Source organism: Luteimonas galliterrae, assembly GCF_023374055.1.
Taxonomy (GTDB): Bacteria; Pseudomonadota; Gammaproteobacteria; order Xanthomonadales; family Xanthomonadaceae; genus Luteimonas_C; species Luteimonas_C galliterrae.
Window position 1 is genome coordinate 701,447 of record NZ_JAMBEP010000001.1, and the last position, 19,431, is coordinate 720,877.

17 protein-coding genes are annotated in these 19,431 nt (G+C 64.7%); 12 read left to right on the forward strand and 5 right to left on the reverse strand.

Annotated elements, in window-relative coordinates; genetic code table 11:
- Positions 1 to 7: 7 nt before the first annotated feature.
- On the reverse strand, positions 8 to 1,075 hold the full coding sequence (locus M2650_RS03210) for an alanine dehydrogenase (RefSeq protein WP_249471091.1): 1,068 nt from the start codon (positions 1,073 to 1,075) through the stop codon (positions 8 to 10).
- 281 nt (positions 1,076 to 1,356) lie between these two features.
- Between M2650_RS03210 and trxB the strand changes: the two genes are divergently transcribed.
- The 6 genes from trxB (at position 1,357) to M2650_RS03240 (ending at position 7,040) form a co-directional block, all read left to right on the forward strand.
- On the forward strand, positions 1,357 to 2,310 hold the full coding sequence (trxB, locus tag M2650_RS03215; RefSeq protein WP_249471094.1) for a thioredoxin-disulfide reductase: 954 nt from the start codon (positions 1,357 to 1,359) through the stop codon (positions 2,308 to 2,310).
- Between the two features lie 255 nt (positions 2,311 to 2,565).
- Positions 2,566 to 3,693 (forward strand): GNAT family N-acetyltransferase, encoded by a 1,128-nt coding sequence (locus M2650_RS03220; RefSeq protein WP_249471097.1) that lies wholly within the window; start codon positions 2,566 to 2,568, stop codon positions 3,691 to 3,693.
- A 144-nt stretch (positions 3,694 to 3,837) separates the two neighbouring features.
- Positions 3,838 to 4,581 (forward strand): leucyl/phenylalanyl-tRNA--protein transferase, encoded by a 744-nt coding sequence (aat, locus tag M2650_RS03225; protein WP_249471099.1) that lies wholly within the window; start codon positions 3,838 to 3,840, stop codon positions 4,579 to 4,581.
- 88 nt (positions 4,582 to 4,669) lie between these two features.
- Positions 4,670 to 4,888 carry a translation initiation factor IF-1 gene (gene infA / locus M2650_RS03230; RefSeq protein ID WP_112926214.1) on the forward strand — a complete coding sequence of 73 codons (219 nt, stop codon included), beginning with the start codon at positions 4,670 to 4,672 and terminating at the stop codon, positions 4,886 to 4,888.
- An 8-nt stretch (positions 4,889 to 4,896) separates the two neighbouring features.
- Positions 4,897 to 5,424: a DUF4124 domain-containing protein gene (locus M2650_RS03235; RefSeq protein ID WP_249471101.1), complete on the forward strand. Its 528-nt coding sequence runs from the start codon at positions 4,897 to 4,899 to the stop codon at positions 5,422 to 5,424.
- Between the two features lie 266 nt (positions 5,425 to 5,690).
- Complete coding sequence (locus tag M2650_RS03240) at positions 5,691 to 7,040, forward strand: choice-of-anchor Q domain-containing protein (RefSeq protein WP_249471104.1); 1,350 nt, start codon at positions 5,691 to 5,693, stop codon at positions 7,038 to 7,040.
- 26 nt (positions 7,041 to 7,066) lie between these two features.
- On the opposite strand, the gene M2650_RS03245 is transcribed toward M2650_RS03240, so the two are convergent.
- From M2650_RS03245 to clpS, 3 genes are all read right to left on the reverse strand, one after another.
- On the reverse strand, positions 7,067 to 7,771 hold the full coding sequence (locus M2650_RS03245; protein WP_249471106.1) for an aspartate/glutamate racemase family protein: 705 nt from the start codon (positions 7,769 to 7,771) through the stop codon (positions 7,067 to 7,069).
- A gap of 61 nt (positions 7,772 to 7,832) precedes the next feature.
- Positions 7,833 to 10,112: an ATP-dependent Clp protease ATP-binding subunit ClpA gene (gene clpA, locus M2650_RS03250; RefSeq protein WP_249471109.1), complete on the reverse strand. Its 2,280-nt coding sequence runs from the start codon at positions 10,110 to 10,112 to the stop codon at positions 7,833 to 7,835.
- A gap of 80 nt (positions 10,113 to 10,192) precedes the next feature.
- Positions 10,193 to 10,513, reverse strand: a complete 321-nt coding sequence (gene clpS / locus M2650_RS03255; protein WP_249471112.1) for an ATP-dependent Clp protease adapter ClpS — start codon at positions 10,511 to 10,513, stop codon at positions 10,193 to 10,195.
- 120 nt (positions 10,514 to 10,633) lie between these two features.
- Between clpS and M2650_RS03260 the strand changes: the two genes are divergently transcribed.
- The 4 genes from M2650_RS03260 to acnA all read left to right on the forward strand — a co-directional run bounded on the left by M2650_RS03260 (position 10,634) and on the right by acnA (position 15,877).
- The gene (locus M2650_RS03260) at positions 10,634 to 11,098 is read left to right on the forward strand and encodes an NUDIX hydrolase (protein ID WP_249471115.1); all 465 of its coding nucleotides are present in this window, start codon (positions 10,634 to 10,636) and stop codon (positions 11,096 to 11,098) included.
- Complete coding sequence (mnmA, locus tag M2650_RS03265; RefSeq protein ID WP_249471118.1) at positions 11,095 to 12,243, forward strand: tRNA 2-thiouridine(34) synthase MnmA; 1,149 nt, start codon at positions 11,095 to 11,097, stop codon at positions 12,241 to 12,243. Before M2650_RS03260 ends, mnmA begins: the two co-directional genes overlap by 4 nt.
- A complete protein-coding gene (gene hflD, locus M2650_RS03270; RefSeq protein ID WP_249471121.1) occupies positions 12,240 to 12,842 on the forward strand; it encodes a high frequency lysogenization protein HflD in 603 nt (200 codons plus the stop codon). Before mnmA ends, hflD begins: the two co-directional genes overlap by 4 nt.
- A gap of 269 nt (positions 12,843 to 13,111) precedes the next feature.
- Positions 13,112 to 15,877 (forward strand): aconitate hydratase AcnA, encoded by a 2,766-nt coding sequence (acnA, locus tag M2650_RS03275; protein ID WP_249471124.1) that lies wholly within the window; start codon positions 13,112 to 13,114, stop codon positions 15,875 to 15,877.
- Positions 15,878 to 16,049: 172 nt separating this feature from the next.
- Here acnA and M2650_RS03280 read toward each other — a convergent pair whose 3' ends face one another.
- Positions 16,050 to 16,469 (reverse strand): nuclear transport factor 2 family protein, encoded by a 420-nt coding sequence (locus M2650_RS03280; RefSeq protein WP_249474173.1) that lies wholly within the window; start codon positions 16,467 to 16,469, stop codon positions 16,050 to 16,052.
- A gap of 214 nt (positions 16,470 to 16,683) precedes the next feature.
- Here M2650_RS03280 and M2650_RS03285 point away from each other — a divergent pair, with 214 nt between their 5' ends.
- Complete coding sequence (locus M2650_RS03285; protein WP_249471127.1) at positions 16,684 to 18,372, forward strand: long-chain fatty acid--CoA ligase; 1,689 nt, start codon at positions 16,684 to 16,686, stop codon at positions 18,370 to 18,372.
- Positions 18,373 to 18,519: 147 nt separating this feature from the next.
- The gene (locus tag M2650_RS03290; protein WP_249471130.1) at positions 18,520 to 19,422 is read left to right on the forward strand and encodes a crotonase/enoyl-CoA hydratase family protein; all 903 of its coding nucleotides are present in this window, start codon (positions 18,520 to 18,522) and stop codon (positions 19,420 to 19,422) included.
- Positions 19,423 to 19,431: the final 9 nt, after the last annotated feature.

Genomic DNA, 19,431 nt, shown 5'->3' on the forward strand with positions numbered 1-19,431 from the left:
GACCCGCTTAGAGCTTCATCCCCTGCAATGCAGGATGCACCAACTTGCCGCCTTCCACATTGATGCCCTTCACCAGCGCAGCGTTGTCGCGCCAGCTGCCCGAAGCCAGCTTGTTGACCCACGGCAGGATCGCCGCGCAGATCGCCTGCGACGAGGTCTGCGGCACGGCGCCGGGCATGTTGGTCACGCAGAAGTGGGTCACGCCCTCTTCCACATAGGTCGGCTCTTTCCAGGTGGTGGCGCGGGAGCTTTCGAAGCAGCCGCCCTGGTCGATGGAGATGTCGACCATGACGCTGCCGTCTTCCATGTTCTTCATCATTTCGCGGGTGACCACGTGCGGGGCGACCGCACCGGTGACCAGCACCGCACCGATCACCAGATCGGCGGAAGCCACTTCGCGGGCCACCAGATCTTCGTACGGGTACAGCGCGGTGACGTTGTTGCCCAGGCGCATCATTTCGTCCATGCGGTCCTGGCGCTTCTCGAACACCACCACATTCGCGCCGCCGGCCGCGGCCAGCGCCGCGGAGTTGCCGCCGGCCTGGCCGGCGCCGAACACCACCACCTTGCCGCGCTCGGTCGACGGCAGGCCGCCGAGCAGCTTGCCCTTGCCGCCCATGGGCTGGTGCAACAGATGCGTGCCGACCTGCACGCCGATCTTGCCGGCGATGATCGACATCGGCGCCAGCAGCGGCAGGTCGCCGTTGTCCAGTTCGACGGTTTCGAAGGCGACGCCGGTCAGGCCGATGTCGAGCAGGCGCTTGGTCAGGCCGGGCAGCGGCGCCAGGTGCAGGTAGCAGAACAGCAGATGGTCTTTGCGCAGCAGCTTCAGGTCGCCTTCGATCGGCTCCTTGACCTTCACGATCAGCTCGCCCTTGTCGTACAGCGCGGCCGCATCGGGCGCGATCTTGACGCCCAGCGCCGTGTAGTCGGCGTCCTTGAAACCGGACTTGATGCCCGCGTCCTTCTCCAGCCATACCTCGTGGCCGCGCTTGATCAAATCGCCCGCCGCCGCCGGCACCAATGCAACGCGGCCTTCGAGGGTCTTGGTTTCTTTGGGTACGCCGATACGCATCGCAAATCTCCGTCAAGGGTGCCAGGCCGTACCGGTCCGTCCGGAAATGCCTGACGCTAGATGTTGAAAACCCGCACATGGCTGCGCGGGCGAAGGATTCCCAATATGCCGAGGGCGCGATGCGTCGCGGCACACAATGTTGTGGTCTGACGCCTTGATAAGCGGCGTTGCGGTCGCCAAGCTATGGGTTCCGCCGCGCTGCCCTGTCCGACCGTCCCGCGACCTCAAAATCGTCCCGGAATGGTCGTCCAAAGCGTGTTTCATACCGTTTGCGAGTATACATGACCGCCTCCAAGCACTGCCGCCTGCTGATCCTCGGTTCCGGCCCCGCCGGCTGGACCGCCGCCGTCTACGCCGCCCGCGCCAACCTGAAGCCGGTGGTCGTCACCGGCCTGCAGCAGGGCGGACAGCTGATGACCACCACCGAGGTCGACAACTGGCCGGGCGACGCGCACGGTTTGCAGGGCCCGGACCTGATGGCGCGCATGCAGGCGCATGCCGAGCGCTTCGAGACCGAAACGATCTTCGACCACATCCATAGCGCCGACCTGTCGCAACGTCCGTTCCGGCTGAAGGGCGACAACGGCGAATACACCGCCGACGCGCTGGTCATCGCCACCGGCGCCACCGCCAAGTATCTGGGCATCGAATCCGAAGAACGCTTCAAGGGCCGCGGCGTGTCCGCCTGCGCCACCTGCGACGGCTTCTTCTACAAGGACCGCGATGTGGCGGTGGTCGGCGGCGGCAATACCGCGGTCGAAGAAGCGCTTTATCTGTCGCACATCTGCAGCAAGGTCTATCTGGTGCACCGCCGCGACACGCTGCGCGCGGAAAAGATCATGCAGGACAAGCTGTTCGCCAAGATCCAGGCCGGCAAGATCGTGCCCGTGTGGCACCACACCGTCGACGAGGTGCTGGGCGACGACGCCGGCGTCACCGGCCTCCGGCTGCGTTCTACGCTCGACGATTCCACGCGCCAGATCGACATCCACGGTTTCTTCGTGGCGATCGGGCACACGCCCAACACTTCGTTGTTCGAAGGCCAGCTGGCGATGAACAACGGCTACATCGAGATCCGCTCCGGCCTGAGCGGCGGCGCCACGGCGACGTCGGTAGCCGGCGTGTTCGCAGCCGGCGACGTGGCCGACCAGCATTACCGGCAGGCGATCACGTCGGCCGGCTTCGGCTGCATGGCCGCGTTGGACGCCGAGAAGTTTTTGGACAAGGACGCTTGATCGGATCCCCGCGATCCTCCCCACCCGTCATCCCAGCGAAAGCTGGGGCGAAGCGCCGCGTTTGCGAGCCATGGGCTCGCGCGCCGCTGAGCGCCATCGCGCCGTGCGCGATGGCCGGGGGTCGCCAGACCCATTTTGCTGTTGCTTTAAGCCGTCATTCCCGCGAAGGCGGGAATCCAGCGACTTTGCGTTTTCAACAGCAAGATCAAAATGGGTCCCAGCTTTCGCTGGGATGACGGGAGAAAAGGCATCCGGATGCCTACCGCACGCATCTGCGCAAAACTCGCCGATATCGATCCGGCGGCCTGGGACGACCTGCACGACGGCCGCAACCCTTTCGTCGCGCACGCCTTCTTATCCGGCCTCGAACGGCACGGCTGCCTGCGCGAAGAATGGGGCTGGACGCCGCAACATCTGACCCTGTGGCAAGGCGACTCGCTGATCGCCGCCGCGCCCGGCTACCTGAAAACCAATTCCCACGGCGAATTCGTGTTCGACCACGCATGGGCGCACGCCTATGCTCGCTACGGCCAGGACTATTTCCCGAAATACCTTTGCGCGGTGCCCTACTCGCCGGTAACCGGCCCACGCCTGTTGGCGCGCAACGATACCGCCCGCAGCCAATTGCTCGCCGCGATGGCCCATGCCGCCGATGGCGAACGGCTCTCGTCGGCCCACGTCAATTTCCACACCGAAGCCGAAGACAGCGCATTCGGAGAAGGCTGGCTGCCGCGCATCGACGTGCAATACCACTGGCGCAACGACGCCGGCTGGCAGGATTTCGAAGGCTTCCTCGCGGCGATGGACCACAAACACCGCAAGAACATCCGCCAGGAACGCGCCAAGACCCGTCGCGCCGGCGCGACGTTCCGCGCCGTGCACGGACGCGACGCGAGCGACGACGATCTCGCCGCGATGTACGGCTTCTACCTGCAGACCTTCGCCGAATACGGCAATTCGCCAGCGTTGACGCTGGATTTCCTGCGTCATCTCGCCAGAACCATGCCCGACAATTTGGTGCTGTTCCTGGCCGACCACGAAGGCGAAACCATTGCCGGCGCACTGTGCCTGCGCGGCGGAGATACGCTGTACGGCCGCTATTGGGGCGCGGCGCGCGCCTTGCCGGGACTGCATTTCGAGACCTGCTATTACCAGGGCATCGACTATTGCCTGCGCGAAGGCCTGCGCGTGTTCGAGCCCGGCGCCCAGGGCGAACACAAGATCGCGCGCGGTTTCCTGCCTGCTTTCGTGCGCAGCCGGCATTGGATCGCCGATCCGGACTTCGCCCAGGCGCTGGTGCGCTGGTGCGAGGAGGAAGCGCTATCGGTACGGCGGTATGCGGCGACGCTGGCGGGGCATTCGCCGTTCCGGGCCGGCCGCTAATGCCCTTTTAGGAGCGGCTCTTGTAGGAGCGGCTTCAGCCGCGAGCTTTTCGAGTTGTTGCATAGTCAGGAAAAGCTCGCGGCTGAAGCCGCTCCTACAAAAAGCCGCTCCCACAAAAAAGGCCGTTGGTTTAACGTGCCCGGCATGGCCTTGCGCATCCCGCAGCTCGACCCGGACCCGGCCTCGCCGTTCCCGCCGGTCGAGACCGCGCTGCGCGAGCCCGACGGCCTGCTCGCGATGGGCGGCGACCTGTCCGTTGTGCGGCTATTGAACGCCTATCGCCACGGCATCTTTCCCTGGTATTCGCGCGGCCAGCCGATCCTGTGGTGGAGCCCCGACCCGCGCACCGTATTCCGCAGCGACGGCGTGCGCCTGTCGTCGCGCTTCCGCCGGACATTGAACTCGTCCCACTGGGAAATACGCGCCGATACCGCCTTCGCTGCGGTGTTGTCGGCCTGCGCGCATACGCCGCGGCTGGGCCAGCGCGGCACCTGGATCACCGATGCCATGCAATCGGCTTACCTGGAATTGCACCGCCATGGCCACGCCCATTCGGTGGAGGTGTTCGACGGCGAGCGCCTGGCCGGCGGGATCTACGGCGTGGCGGTAGGCCGGATGTTTTTCGGCGAGAGCATGTTCAGCGCGCAATCGGGCGGTTCGAAAGTGGCCCTGGCCGCTCTGGCGCGGCGCCTCCACGGTTGGGGCTGGCCCCTGATCGATGCCCAGGTCGAGAGCCCGCACCTGCTCAGCCTGGGCGCGGAATCGTGGCCGCGCCGGGAATTCATCGCCCGCATCGCGCATGGCCTGGCCCAAACGCAGGCGCCGGGCCGCTGGACGGATGCCTTCGGGCAATTGCGCGCCAGCCAACTGGCCTGCGGCGCGGATTAACGCTTTCTTTGCTTGCCATGGCCGCGCGTGGCAGAATGCCCGGCTTCCAGGCGCTCCGCGCCCGGCAATCTCAGGCAGCAAAGGACGCATGGCGAAAGACGACGTCATCGAATTCGAAGGCACGATCTCCGAAACCCTCCCGAACACCATGTTCCGGGTGAAGCTGGAGAACGGCCACGAGATCATCGCCCATATCTCCGGGCGGATGCGCAAGAACTACATCCGCATCCTCACAGGAGACAAGGTCAAGGTCGAAATGACGCCTTACGACCTGACCAAGGGCCGCATCACCTATCGGATGAAATGATGGCCGGCGTGCGGACCCCTCACCGGTTCGCACCCGCCGCGCTCCTGTTCGCGGCTGCCCTGGTTTGCACGGCGACTCAAGCGCAGACCACCTATCGCTGGAAAGACGCCAGCGGCAACGTCCACTACACCGACAAGCCGCCGCCGACCAGCGCCAAGGAAGCGCGAACCGTCACGCCGGCCGATCCGGCCGCGCCGCGCGACCTGACCAAGATTCCGCGCGTCGATCCGCCGAAACCCGCGATCGCGACGCAACAGCCTCCCGCGGTCGGCCAGCCTCCGCAACCGGCCGTCGGCGACATCCAGAAGCAACTGGAACAGAACCGCGAATACCTGCGCAAGCAGCGCAACCCAAAGACGCAGGAAGAACGCGCCAAGCGCGATGCCGAACAATGCGCGGTCTGGCGGCGTTCTTTGGAACGCGTCGAAGCCGCCGAGAAGCAAGACGGGCCCAAACGGCCCACCGCGGCCGAGCGGAAGGACTTGGAACAGACCAAGGCCGAACTGCAGCGCAACGTCGCGGCGCTGTGCCGTTGAAGCGCGCGGCTTGCGCCGCTTGTTCACGTTCGTGACTTGGCTGCAGCGACGAAAAACTTCGCGCTGAGAACAATTCATCGTAACAGAATGATGAATTGGGCTTGACGTTCGTTAGCGCGATCTCCATCGCGGCCAGTCGTTGCGGAAGCGTTTTCAAACACGATGCAATGCATCGCGTGACGCGCGTTGACGACATCTTTCTCACATACGTGACGCCAGACTCCGGCGCATCGCGATCATGTGGAAGATCGCATGGGAGAGATCGGATGAACATCCGCGTTCGTTGCGCCCGCCGGCACGCCGTGCCGACAACGGCGTTCCTTCTATGTTTTGGAGCGTTATCGCTGCCAACTCCGGCAAGCGCGGCCACGTTATCGGTGGCCAATTGCAACGACAGCGGGTCCGGCAGTCTGCGCGATACGGTTGCCCAGGCCAGCAGCGGCGATACCGTCGATCTCACGCAATTGAATTGCGATCAGATCAAGCTGGCCGGCACGCCGATCGCGATCGCGCAGCAGGACTTGAACATCGTCGGGCCGGGGCGCTACAAACTGGCCATCGACGGGGTCTACAAGAGCGGCGTGTTGCGCCACACGGGGGCCGGCACGCTGAAGCTCTCCCATCTTTCGGTCGAGCACGGACAGCATGTGGTCTATGACGGCGATGGTAATGCCTATGGCGGCTGCGTCTATTCCGCGGGCGATGTGAACATCGATTGGGTCGAAGTCCGCCATTGCGGCGCTCACGCCAGAGTCAATGCCGGCGGAGGGGGCATTTATGCGCAGAGAAACGTCATGGCGACCCGCAGCGTCGTCCATTCGAACGGCCTCAGCGGCGCGGGCACTTACGGCGGGGGAATAGCCGCCGAAAAAAGCATCGCGCTCGAACGCAGCCGCATTGTCAACAACAAAGCCTCCTCGGGAGGCGGCCTCAGAGCAGGCATCTACGGCAGTATCTCCATGCATTATTCGGCGCTGACCAATAACGTCGCCCGGGTGGGCGGCGGTGCGGAAGTGTTCGGGAAAGCCGAGATCATCAACTCCGCGATTACCGGGAACTCCGCCACTACCAAAGATGGCGCTCTGCAAATAAATGAACTGACCATCGTCAACAGCACCGTTTCCGGAAATTCCTCTCCGTTCATCTCCGCTATCGAAACCCGTGGCGGCTTCGTGGCGAGCAACAGCACTATCGCCTACAACAACATGACTGGGGAACAATGCAGGGGTGCCGTGACAGTCACTCTCTATGATGAACAGCTGCCGCCACATCTAGACAGCAGTATCTTCGCCAACAACACCTGCAAAGGCAGCCCCAGTACCGATCTCGATGCCCGAGAAGTTGGAGCATCAACAATCGTCTCGATTACGGGTGCGAACAATCTAGTGATGCAAGGCGGAGCTTCGACCGAATTGCCTGAGGACACTGTTTCCGCCGATCCTTTGCTTCAACCTTTAACCGACAACGGCGGCGTGCGCCTGACCCATGCGTTGATGGCCGGCAGCCCTGCCATCGACGCCGGCAACAACGCCGCGGGCCTCGTCTACGACCAGCGCGGCCCCAGCTATCCCAGAACCAAAGGCGCAGGTACCGATATCGGCGCCTACGAACGCTGAGGTAACGCTGTTGCGGAGTGTCGTGCTTACGCCGACGCTTCGCTCGATACCGCCCGTCGCAATGCCGCGCGCGCCAGCAGGCGCGTCGAGTCGAGCGTAGGCAGCGGCGAGTTAGAGTCGTCGATGATCAGCGGAATCTCTGTGCAGCCGAGCACCACGGCATCGCAGCCCTGCTCTTTCATCCGTCCGATCACTTGCCGGAAATAGGCGACGGATTCGGGCTTGAACACGCCGTAGACCAGTTCGTCCATGATGATGCGGCTGATTTGGTCGCGTTCTTCGCCACTCGGACGCAAATATTCGAGGCCTTGAGCGGCGAATTTTTCCGGGTAGGTCTCGCTATCCACCAGCCAGCGCGTGCCGGTGATGCCGATGCGCCGAAATCCGCGCGTGGCGGCTTCGGACGCCACCGCTTCGGCGATATGCAGCCAGGGCAGCGGCGAACGCGCTGCGATGTACGGCAGCGCCTGATGGATGGTGTTGTCGGGGCAGATCAGGAAGTCGGCGCCGATTCTGGCAAGCTTTTCCGCCGAAGCGAGCATGATCTCGCCCACGCCCGGCCAGTCGTCGCGGTCCAAGCAAGCGACATAGTCGGCCAGCGACGGCGTGTGCATCGAAATTTCAGGATGCGCATGCGGGCCGAGAAGTTTCGACCCTTCTGCGCAGAGGGTGCGATAACAAAGCGCAGCGCCTTCGGCGGAACAGGCGACGATGCCGATATGTCGGGTCATGCGACGGGCTCCACGACAAAGCGGGCCGAAGCCCGCTTTTTCGGTCAGACTTCGGCGAACGTTACCTCACCGTCGCCGGCAACAACTTCTCCGGCTCGGCCTGTGCATCGACCACGATCTCTCCGTCGCGCACGTCGATGCTGACCTTGCCGCCGCCGGCGAGCTTGCCGAACAGCAGTTCGTCGGCCAGCGCGCGCTTGATCTTGTCCTGGATGACGCGGGCCATCGGGCGGGCGCCCATCAGCGGATCGAAGCCGTGCTGGGCCAGCCAGTCGCGCGCGGCCGGGGTGGCCGACAGCGACACGTTCTTGTCGTGCAGTTGCATCTCCAGCTCGATCAGGAACTTGTCCACCACGCGCAGGATGTGGTCGAAGCCCAGCGCCTGGAACTGCACCACCGCATCGAGGCGGTTGCGGAATTCCGGGGTGAAGCTGCGGCGGATCACTTCCATCGCGTCGGTGCTGTGGTCTTGCTGGGTGAAGCCGATCGTCCGGCGTGCGGCCTGCGCGGCGCCGGCGTTGGTCGTCATCACCAGGATCACGTTCTTGAAGTTGGCTTCGCGGCCGTTGGTATCGGTCAGGATGCCGCGGTCCATCACCTGCAACAGGATGTTGAAGATGTCCGGATGCGCTTTCTCCACCTCGTCCAGCAGCAGCACGCAGTGCGGCGTCTTGACGATCTTCTCGGTCAGCAGGCCGCCTTGGTCGAATCCGACGTAGCCCGGAGGCGCGCCGATCAGACGGCTGACCGAATGCGGCTCCATGTATTCGCTCATGTCGAAGCGGACCAGCTCGATGCCCAACTGCAGCGCGAGTTGTTTGGTCACCTCGGTCTTGCCCACGCCGGTGGGGCCGGCGAACAGGAAGTTGCCGATCGGCTTGTCGGGGTTGCCCAAACCGGAACGGGCGAGCTTGATGGCCGACGTCAGCGTTTCGATCGCCGGATCCTGGCCGAAGATCACCATCTTCAGGTTGCGCTCCAGGTGCAGCAATACGTCCTTGTCGGAAGCGCTGACCTGCTTGGCCGGGATGCGCGCCATCTTGGCGACGATGGTCTCGATCTCTTCGACGTCGATGATCTGCTTGCGCACGTCCTCGGGCAGCAGGCGCTGGCGCGCGCCGGCTTCGTCGATCACGTCGATGGCCTTGTCGGGCAACAAACGGTCGCCGATGTGTTTCACCGACAGGTCGACCGCGGCCTTGATCGCATCGTCGGCGTAGCTGACGCCGTGGTGCTGTTCGTAGCGCGGCTTGAGGCCTTGCAGGATCTCCACGGTCTCGCCCACCGTCGGTTCGACGATGTCGATCTTCTGGAAGCGGCGCGCCAGGGCGCGGTCCTTCTCGAAGATGCCGCGGTATTCCTGGAACGTGGTCGAGCCGATGCAGCGCAGCTCGCCCGAAGCCAGCATCGGCTTGATCAGGTTGCTGGCGTCCATGGTGCCGCCCGAAGCGGAACCGGCGCCGATGATGGTGTGGATCTCGTCGATGAACAGGATCGCGCCCGGGTGCTTCTTCAATTGCGCGAGCACAGCCTTGAGCCGCTTCTCGAAATCGCCGCGGTACTTGGTGCCGGCGACCAGCGCGCCCAGGTCCAGGGCATAGATGGTGGCGTCGGCCAGCACTTCGGGCACGTTGCCTTCGACGATGCGCTTGGCCAGGCCCTCGGCCAGCGCGGTCTTGCCGACGCCGGCTTCGCCGACGTACAGCGGGTTGTTCTTGCGCCGGCGGCAGAGCACCTGGATGGTGCGTTCCACTTCGTCGGCGCGGCCGACCAGGGGATCGATCTTGCCGTCGCGGGCCAGCTGGTTGAGGTCGCTGGCGAATTCGCTCAGGGCATCGCCCTTGTGCTCGCCCTCGCCTTCCCCGCCTTTGGCCTGGTCTTCGCCGCTCTGCGCGGACTCGTCCTCGCCGAGCTTGGCGATGCCGTGCGACAGGTAATTGACCACGTCCAGCCGGGTCACGTCCTGCTGGTTGAGGAAATAGACCGCGTGCGAATCCTTCTCGCCGTAAATGGCCACCAGCACGTTGGCGCCGGTGACTTCCTTCTTGCCCGAGGACTGCACGTGGTAGACGGCGCGCTGCAGCACGCGCTGGAAGCCCAGCGTGGGCTGGGTGTCGCGGCCGTCGTCGTCGGTCAGCTTGGCGACCGAAGTGTCGATGGCTTGGTCCAGTTCGCTGCGCAGGCGCGGGAAATCGGCGCTGCAGGCTTTCAGCACCGCTTCGGCGGAGGGATTGTCCAGCAGGGCCAGCAGCAGGTGTTCGACCGTCATGTACTCGTGGCGCGCCTCGCGGGCGCGCTTGTAGCACTGGCCGATGGTGTGTTCGAGGTCTTTCGAGAACATGGGGCGGATGCCTCCGTTACGACTGCTGCCCTATCTGGGGACGACTTCGGACCATTTCCATCCTAGGCCCCCGCCTCATCCTAGGCTTTTTCCATCGTGCACAGGAGGGGATGCTGATGCATACGGGAGAACTCGTTAACTTGGGCCACCTTCGACTCTGCCACTTCCCGGGTGTAGACGCCGCAAACGCCGCGGCCGCGGGTATGCACGTGCAGCATGATCTGGGTGGCTTTATCCAGGCTGAGCGAGAAGAAGCTCACCAGCACTTCCACCACGAAATCCATCGGCGTGTAGTCGTCGTTCAGCAATAGGACGGAATACAGCGGCGGCCGGGCCGTTTCGGGCTTGGCCGTCTCGACGATGGCGCCGTGGTCGCGGTCTTGATCGGTTTTCTTTGCCATGGTCTCGATTATACGAACGTGCGGAAGGGGCGCGACGTGGACGCGGCACCCCGTAACAAAGGAAAATAGGGGCGTGATGCGAATCGACAAGCTCATCCCGACCCACCCAGGACGCCGCGCATGAGCTATCGCGAGGGCCGCTTCTGGCAGCCCGATGTGACCGTGGCCACGGTGGTGGTGCGCGACGGACGCCTGCTGTGCGTCGAGGAAAGGGTCAACGGCAGCCTGGTGCTCAACCAGCCGGCCGGCCATCTGGAACCGGACGAAAGCCTGGAGCATGCCGCCTTGCGCGAAACGCGCGAAGAAACCGGCTGGGACGTGCGCCTGACGGCCTTCATCGGCGCCTACCAGTGGAAGGCGCCGGAAACCCAGCGTCATTACCTGCGCTTCGCTTTCGCGGCGGACACTGTGTTCCACGATCCGCAACGATCGCTGGACGAAGGCATCGTGCGCGCGCTTTGGCTCACCCCCGACGAACTGCAGGCCGCACAGCCGCGCCACCGCAGCCCGCTGGTCTGGCGCGCGGTGACCGACTACCTGGCCGGACGGCGCTATCCGCTGGCCCTGGCCCAGCACTTGGCATGAGCGCGCCCCGGACCATCGTCGGCGTTTCCGGCGGCGTCGACTCTTCGGTCGCCGCGCTGCTGCTGCGCGACCGCGCCCTCGCCCATCCGGACGAGACGGTGGCCGGCCTGTTCATGCAGAACTGGGCCGACGACGGCAGCGGCGACTGCCGCGCCGAAGACGACCGCAAGGACGCCGTCGCGGTCTGCGGCCGGCTCGGGTTGCCGATCCATTTCCGCGATTTTTCGCGCGAGTACTGGGACGGCGTGTTCTCGCACTTCCTGGCCGAATACGCCGCCGGGCGCACGCCCAATCCTGACGTGCTGTGCAACCGCGAGATCAAGTTCAAGCATTTCCTGGATGCGGCGCGCGACCTGGGCGCCGAGCGCATCGCCACCGGCCATTACGCGCGGGTCGAAAAGCGCGACGGCCGCTGGGCGCTGCTGCGGGCGGTCGACAGCGGCAAGGACCAGAGCTATTTCCTGCACCAGCTCGGACAGGCGCAATTGTCGGCTACCGAGTTTCCGCTCGGCGGCATGCTCAAGCGCGATGTGCGCGCCCTCGCCGCCCAAGCCGCGCTGCCGACGGCGGAGAAGAAGGATTCCACCGGGATCTGCTTCATCGGCGAACGCGATTTCCGCGAATTCCTGTCGCGCTACCTGCCTGCCCGCGAAGGCGAAATCCGCACGCCCGACGGCCGCGCCGTCGGCACGCATGCCGGCGTCTTCTATTTCACCCTCGGCCAGCGCGAGGGGCTGAATATCGGCGGCGTGCGCGGTTTCGAAGCTGCGCCCTGGTATGTGGTCGGCAAGGACGTGGCGAACAACGTGCTGTACGTCGACCAGGGCATCGACAATGCGTGGCTGCAGTCGCGCAACCTGTGGTCGGAAGGCGCGCACTGGATCGCCGGCCACCCGCCGGCGCAACGCTTCGCCTGCACCGCGCAGACGCGTTACCGGCAGGCGGCGGAAGCCTGCGAGGTGACCGTGCGCGACGACGGCACGCTGCAGGCGCGTTTCGCGCGCGACCAGCGCGCCGTCACCCCCGGCCAGTCGCTGGTGCTGTACGAAGGCGATGCCTGCCTCGGCGGCGCGGTGATCGCCGCCACCGATGCGCCGTTGGAACTCAGGCTGCACGCTCACACGGAAAGGAATTACGCAGCATGAACCCGGCGATGCAGGAACGGATATTGGCCCTGGCGGGCTTGGCGCAGGCGCTGCAGCAGGTGCGCCGGATCGCCGAAACCGGACAATCGGATGCGAGCGTGGTGGCTACGGCCATCGACTCGGTGTTCCGGATCGATGCCGAATCGCCGCTGGCGGTCTACGGCGACGCGTCCTCACTGCAGCCCGGTTTGCGGCTGGTGCGCGAGTACCTGGGCAGCGGCAGCGAAGATCCGCTGCTGCCCAAGCTGGCGCTGGCAGTGCTGCAGATCGAGCGCAGCTTCGTCGGCGACGCCGAAGCGGTGAATCAGGTGCAGCGCGGCATCGCCTCGCTGGCGCCGGCGGCCGAGCGGCTGGGAAGCGCGCATCCGGACATCCTGGCCGGGCTGGGCAGCCTTTATGCCGGCACTATCAGCCAGTTGCGCCCACGGGTGATGGTGCAAGGCAATCCGCACTATCTCGGCCAGGCCGGAGTCGTGGCTGAAATCCGCTCGATCCTGCTCGCCGCGCTGCGCTCGGCGGTGCTGTGGCGGCAGTTGGGCGGCAGTTTCTGGGATTTTTTCCTGCGCCGCAGGGAGATGCTGGAAGCCGCTGGCGGCTAACGCCGCTTTTTTGCTGTTCCTCCCCCTTTGAAAAAGGGGACCGAGGGGGATTTGCTCTTCGATCCGGAGTAAAAAAAGCCAAAGCAGAAGCAAATCCCCCATAGCCCCCTTTTTCAAAGGGGCGACAGCAAAAACCACAGCGGATGCTTGCCATACGACGTTGGTCTGTACCGCATGGATGCTGCGTCCGAACGCCGCTTACGGCATAATAAGCAGGCTAACCGCGGTGTTTTCCTCCCGCCCTCCCCGCCATACCGCCAGGAGCCTTCATGGCCGACTCCTTCGCCACCCGCGCCCGACTCGACGTCAACGGAAAGTCGTACACCTACGTCAGCTTGCCCAAACTCGGCGAGCGCTTCGATCTGGCCAAGCTGCCTTATTCGATGAAGATCCTGCTGGAGAACCTGCTGCGCCACGAAGACGGCGGCATCACGGTCGGCAAGGAGCACATCGAAGCGGTCGCCCAGTGGAACCCGAAGGCCGAACCGGACACCGAAATCGCTTTCATGCCGGCGCGCGTGGTGCTGCAGGACTTCACCGGCGTGCCCTGCGTCGTCGACCTGGCGGCAATGCGCGACGCGGTCGCCAAGCTCGGCGGCAAGCCTTCGCAGATCAATCCGCTGATCCCGTCCGAACTGGTCATCGACCATTCGGTGCAGGTCGACGTGTTCGGCCGCCCGGATGCGCTGGACTTGAACGGCAAGATCGAGTTCGAACGCAACAAGGAACGCTACGGCTTCCTGCGCTGGGGCCAGAAGGCGTTCGAGAACTTCAAGGTAGTGCCGCCCAACACCGGCATCGTCCACCAGGTGAACCTGGAGAACCTGGCGCGCGTGGTGATGGAACGCGAGGTCGACGGCGAGCTGATGGCCTTCCCGGATACCGTGTTCGGCACCGACAGCCACACCACGATGATCAACGGCATCGGCGTGCTGGGCTGGGGCGTGGGCGGCATCGAGGCCGAAGCGGCGATGCTGGGCCAGCCCTCGTCGATGCTGATCCCGCAAGTGGTCGGTTTCAAGCTGACCGGCAGGCTGCCCGAAGGCGCCACCGCCACCGACCTGGTGCTCACCGTCACCCAGATGCTGCGCAAGCACGGCGTGGTCGGCAAGTTCGTCGAGTTCTACGGCGACGGCCTGCAGTACCTGCCGTTGGCCGATCGCGCCACCATCGCCAACATGGCCCCGGAATACGGCGCCACCTGCGGCATCTTCCCGATCGACGCCGAATCGCTGACCTATCTGCGCCTGTCCGGCCGCAGCGAGGACCAGATCGCGCTGGTCGAGGCCTATGCCAAGGCGCAGGGCCTGTGGCACGACGCCCATTCGCCGCACGCCGAATATTCCGCCACGCTGGAACTGGACATGGCCGACGTGCGTCCTTCGCTGGCCGGCCCCAAGCGTCCGCAGGATCGGGTGCTGCTCGAGGACATGCATCGCAACTTCAGGGAAAACCTCGGCCCGCTCACCGCCAACCGCAAGCCTAAGACCGGCTGCGCGATCGAGGACTTCAAGGAAGAAGGCGGCGCCCAGCCGCAGGCCGAGCATCTGGCCGCCGAGCCCGTGTCCAAGATCCGCATCCAGAACCACGACGCCGAATTGCGCGACGGCTCGGTGGTGATCGCCGCGATCACGTCCTGCACCAACACGTCCAACCCGGCGGTGATGCTGGGCGCCGGCCTGCTGGCGCGCAACGCCAACAAGCTCGGCCTGAAGGCCAAGCCGTGGGTCAAAACTTCGCTCGGCCCGGGCTCGCTGGTGGTCACCGATTACCTGAAGAAGGCCGGCGTGCTGGACGACCTGGAAGCGCTCGGCTTCTACGTGGTCGGCTACGGTTGCACGACCTGCATCGGCAACTCCGGCCCGCTGCCGGACGAAGTGTCCAAGGGCATCGCCGAGAACGAACTGGTCGTGGCTTCGGTGCTGTCGGGCAACCGCAATTTCGAAGGCCGCGTGCATCCGGAAGTAAAAGCCAACTATCTGGCTTCGCCGCCGCTGGTCGTGGCTTATGCGCTGGCCGGCACGGTCAACATCGACCTGACCACGCAGCCGATCGGCCAGGATCAGAACGGCAAGGACGTGTTCCTGCGCGACATCTGGCCGAGCAACAAGGAAATCGGCGACACCATCGCCGCCACCGTCGGCCCGGAGCTGTTCGCGCAGAACTATGCCGACGTGTTCAAGGGCGACAGCCGCTGGAACAACATCGCCTCGCCCGACGGCGAGTCGTACCGGTGGGACGCGTCTTCCACCTACATCAAGAATCCGCCCTACTTCGACGGCATGACGATGAGCGTGGGCAACATCGACGACGTCCACGGCGCCCGTGCGCTGGGCCTGTTCGGCGATTCGATCACCACCGACCACATCTCACCGGCCGGCAACATCAAGAAGGATTCGCCCGCGGGCCGCTTCCTGCAGGAACGCGGCGTGCAGCCGGCGGACTTCAACAGCTACGGCTCGCGCCGCGGCAACGACGACGTGATGGTGCGCGGCACCTTCGCCAACATCCGCATCAAGAACCTGATGCTCGGCGGCGAGGAAGGCGGCAATACGCTGTACTACGGCAAGGGCGGCGCAGCGCCGCAGAAGATGGCGATTTACGACGCGGCCATGAGCTACAAGACCGACGGCGTGCCGCTGGTGGTGTTCGCCGGCAAGGAATACGGCACCGGCTCCTCGCGCGACTGGGCGGCCAAGGGCACCAACCTGCTTGGCGTCAAGGCGGTCGTGGCCGAGAGCTTCGAGCGCATCCACCGCTCCAACCTGGTCGGCATGGGCGTGCTGCCCTGCCAGTTCAAGGACGGCGAAAACGCGCAGACGCTGGGCCTGGACGGTTCGGAAAGCTTCGATATCACCGGCCTGAACGACGGCGCTTCGAAGACCGCCACCGTCACCGCGACCAAGGCCGACGGCAGCAAGAAGACCTTCGAGGTCAAGGTGCTGCTGCTGACGCCGAAGGAAGTCGAGTACTTCCGCCATGGCGGCTTGCTGCAGTACGTGCTGCGGCAGTTGGCGGCGCGCAAGGCGGATTGATCTTCGCTTCGTAACGCAGCGAAAGGGCGGCCTGGCCGCCCTTTCCGCTTTTTGTAGGAGCGGCTTTAGCCGCGAGCTCTTCCCTCCAAGCTCTCGCGAACACGTAGCGAAAGCTCGCGGCTAAAGCCGCTCCTACAAAACGGCCGCTCCTACGAAAAAACGGAAGGCGGGCTCAGAGTTCGGGCTTCCAATCGGCGCTGGTCATGCGCCACTCGTCGCCTTCCATTCGCCATCCGGTTTCGACGTCGTAAATCTGGGCCGAATCGGGCAGAAGGCGCCCCGACCCGCCCGTGGCCGCCGCGGTGAAACGCACGGTCGCATGCCGGTCGCGCACCCGCACGTCCAACGGCCCGAACGTGAGGCTCACCGCGTCGTGGCGCATCAGCATGAGCGCCGCCAGGCGCCGTGCGCCTGTGCGGTCCAGGCCGTCGGGACCGATGAAATCCTCGGCCAACGCTTCTTCGACCGCGTCCGCGTCGCGCGCTTCGATGCCTTGCCGCAATTCCGCCAGGCGCTGCCGCAAGGCTTCTTCCGGCGGCGTTTTCGAACACGCAGCGAACAGCCACGCGCCGACCAGGGCGCAGGCGAACATACGCAAGCAGGCTTGCGGGAATGGTGTTCGGCGATTCGAAGCGGATCCGGACATGGCGGCTCGGAAGCGGCGAGAAAGATCACGCTAGCACGCCGCGCTCAGGTCTCGACAGCGGTGCTGCGATCCGCCTTGCCAGCCTCTAGAGCCTATGCTCCAATCCCGGCAGGCGCCGCGCGCCTCAGCCAAGAATCATCACACGATGGGGGAAATCGCAGTGGATCAAGAACGTCCGTGGCTGTCCAGCTACCCGGCCGGCGTGCCGGCCGAGATCGATCTGGAGCAATTCCCTTCCATCGTTTCGGTGCTGGAATCCTCGTTCGAGCAGTTCCGCGACAGACCCGCGTTCAGCAACCTCGGCAAAACCCTGAACTACGACGAGATCGATCGGCTCAGCCGGCAGTTCGCCGCCTACCTGTTGGGCGAACTGAAGCTCAAGAAGGGCGATCGGGTCGCGATCATGATGCCGAACTGCCTGCAGTACCCGATCGCGACGTTCGGGATCCTGCGCGCGGGCCTGGTGGTCGTTAACCACAATCCGCTGTACACGGCGCGCGAACTGCGCCACCAGTTGCAGGACTCCGGCGCCAAGGCGATCGTGGTGCTCGACAACTTCGGCCACACGCTGCAGCAGGTGCTGGCCGAGACGGAAGTCAAGCACGTGATCGCCACCGGCTTGGGCGACATGCTCGGCTTCCCCAAGGGCGCGATCGTCAACTTCATGCTGAAGAACGTGAAGAAGATGGTGCCCGACTACGACATCCCCGGCGCCATCCGCTTCAAGGACGCGCTCACGCTGGGCCAGCGGCATGCGCTGCCGGAAGTCGTCATCGAACCCGGCGATATCGCCTTCCTGCAGTACACCGGCGGCACCACCGGCGTGGCCAAGGGCGCGATCCTGACCCACCGCAACCTGGTCGCCAACATGCAGCAGGCGTCGGCGTGGATCGGCACCAACATGGAGATGGGCAAAGAGATCATCATCACCGCGATCCCGCTGTACCACATCTTCGCGCTGACGGCGAACGGCCTGGTCTTCATGAAGTTCGGCGGCATGAACTACCTGATCACCAACCCGCGCGACATGCCCGGCTTCGTCAAGGAGCTGGGCAAGGTGAAGTTCTCCGCGATCACCGGCGTCAACACGCTGTTCAACGGCCTGCTCAATACGCCGGGCTTCGACAAACTCGATTTCTCGCACCTGAAACTGACCTTGGGCGGCGCGATGGCGGTGCAGCGCGCCGTCGCCGACCGCTGGAAGAAGGTCACCGGCGTGACGCTGGTGGAAGCCTACGGCTTGACCGAAACTTCGCCGGCCGCCTGCATCAATCCGCTCGACCTGGCCGATTACAACGGCGCGATCGGCCTGCCGATCTCTTCCACCGACGCCTGCGTGAAGGACGACGACGGCAACCGACTGCCGATGGGCCAGGTCGGCGAGCTGTGCATCAAGGGCCCGCAGGTGATGAAGGGGTATTGGCAGCGCCCCGAGGAAACCGCGAACGTCATCGACGCCGACGGCTGGCTGCATACCGGCGACATGGCGAAGATGGACGGGAAAGGCTATTTCTATATCGTCGACCGCAAGAAGGACATGATCCTGGTCTCGGGCTTCAACGTGTATCCGAACGAAGTCGAGGATGTGATCGCGCTGATGCCGGGCGTGTTGGAAGTGGCCGCGGTCGGCGTGCCGGACGAGAAGTCCGGCGAGGCGGTGAAGGTCGTGATCGTGAAGAAGGATCCCGCCCTGACCGCCGACCAGGTCAAGGCCCATGCCCGTGAGAACCTCACCGGGTACAAGCAGCCCAAATTCGTGGAATTCCGAACCGAGCTGCCCAAGACCAATGTCGGCAAAATCTTGAGGCGGGAGCTGCGGGATCCGCCTTCTACGACAGCTGTCGGCTAGGCCGGCTTTCCCCTGCATGAACGACTTCTAGTCCCCCGGCCGGTCCGGGGGCGGGCTTGCATCTTTAGATTTGGTTCAGGTGTAGGATCGTCGCGCGGGCGGCCTGTCCGCCTAATGTCGATCCTTTGCCCTGTCCGGAGCCCCGCCATGTCCTTGCTCGAACGCGTCCCCGTCACTCTCGATCCGTCCCTGGTCCGCCACGTCACCGACGAAACCGGCCAAGCCGATTGGTGCTACATGCACGCCAATCCCTCGGACGTCTATCACCCCTGCTTCTCCGAACGCCTGCTGCAAGAGATGAAGCGCAGCCAGGAACGCATTCGCCGCAAGCTGGCGGCCGATAGCGATCCGAAAGCCGGCATCCACCACCTTGTGCTCGCTTCCGATGCCGACGTGTTCAACCTCGGCGGCGACCTCGCACTGTTCTCGCACCTGATCCGCAGCGGCAACCGAGGCCGCCTGTTGGAATACGCGCGCCTGTGCGTCGAAGTGGCCTACAACTTCTCGCGCCTGTACGAAGACCGCGTGCACAGCATCGCCGTGATCCAAGGCGACGCGCTGGGCGGCGGTTTCGAAGCCGCACTGTGCTGCCACACCATCATCGCCGAGGAAGGCACCGGCATGGGCTTCCCGGAAGTCCTGTTCGACCTGTTCCCGGGCATGGGCGCCTACACCTTCCTGACTCGCCGCGTGTCGCCGGCGCAGGCCGAGCGGATGATGCTCGACGCGCGCGTCTACCCGGTCGAGGAGCTGCTGCAGATGGGCGTGGTGGACTACGTGGTGCCCAAGGGCGAAGGCCAGCAGTTCGCGCGCGAGCTGATCCGCAAGCACAAGCGCATGGGCAACGCGCTGCGTTCGATGAACGCGATCCGCCAGGCCTGCAAGCCGGTGTCGCTGGACGAGCTGCTGGCAGTCACCACCGAGTGGGTCGACGCCGCAATGCGCCTCAACGACCGCGCGCTGCGCACCATGGAACGCCTGATCCGCGCCCAGCAACGCCGCGCCGAAACCGTCACGCCGCAAACGCTGCAGCAGGCCATCTCGGCTTAAGGGGCTTCA